This is a genomic window from Comamonas sp. GW821-FHT11H03 (assembly GCF_058807955.1).
Window position 1 is genome coordinate 1 of the sequence record NZ_JBXARF010000030.1, and the last position, 568, is coordinate 568.

The 568-nt window shown below is 65.3% G+C and carries 1 protein-coding gene; it reads right to left on the reverse strand.

The features are described 5' to 3' along the window. Positions 1-566: thiolase family protein (locus AC1RTQ_RS24170; RefSeq protein WP_492879507.1), on the reverse strand; the 566-nt coding region annotated here is incomplete at its 3' end. Positions 567-568: the final 2 nt, after the last annotated feature.

A 568-nucleotide genomic window follows, 5' to 3' on the forward strand; every position in this document is an offset into this window, starting at 1 on the left:
GCGGCGCGCTGCTGGCTGATGACGGCCAGCTCGTCCTGCATCACGCGGCTGATCTTGTAGCGCTCGGCCACGTTTTCAGCAGTGATGCCCATATGCATTTTTTGCCAGGGATCGTGCAGGATGCCCAGCATGTAGTCGATGCTCTTGGCATCGCCCATGCGTGCGCCCCAGCGCGCAGACATGTCGAAGTAGGGGCCGCGGCTCATGGATTCGGAGCCGGCGCCAATGGCCACTTCGCAGTCGCCCAGCGCAATCGATTGCGCTGCCGAGACGATGGCCTGCAGGCCAGAGCCGCACAGGCGGTTGACGTTGTAGGCAGGGGTTTCGATGGAGCAGCCGGCATCCACGGCCGCCACGCGGGACAGGTAGGCGTCGCGCGTGTCGGTGGGGATGACGTTGCCCATCACCACATGGCCCACGGTGTCGGCAGCGATGCCGGCACGCGCAATGGCAGCCTTGACCACGGTGGTGGCCAGCTGGGCGTTGGGAACGTCCTTGAGGCTGCCGCCAAAAGTGCCGATGGCCGTGCGCGCGGCGCTGACAACGAAGATGTCTCTGGTGCTCATGG